This window comes from Shewanella sp. CAL98-MNA-CIBAN-0140 (genome assembly GCF_040309905.1).
In the GTDB taxonomy this organism is placed as follows: Bacteria; Pseudomonadota; Gammaproteobacteria; order Enterobacterales; family Shewanellaceae; genus Shewanella; species Shewanella psychromarinicola.
Genome location: NZ_JBEOPI010000307.1, coordinates 1 through 232 on the forward strand (window position 1 = coordinate 1; position 232 = coordinate 232).

Here is a 232-nt window from a genome sequence, read left to right on the forward strand (position 1 = left end):
GGGAAATACATAGCCGTTATTTTCTGAATGGATTTTGCCCACGTTATCTGCGTTGTTTGCGTTATCTGTATGAGAGGAATTTTCTTCATTAAGAATGTTATAGGCGATGATTTGTTGCGCGTAGCGAATGACGACAAACAGATAAAGCAGTAAATGTAAGGTAACCAATATCACCAATGACCAACGCTGTGTCTCAATGATGGCGGTTAAGTTCTCACTTATGCCCCAGTAG

The 232-nt window shown here is 40.5% G+C and carries 1 protein-coding gene; it reads right to left on the reverse strand.

What is annotated here, in order from left to right; all coding sequences use genetic code 11:
* On the reverse strand, nt 1-232 hold a 232-nt coding region (locus tag AAEY93_RS21170; RefSeq protein WP_351079740.1), incomplete at both ends, for a hypothetical protein.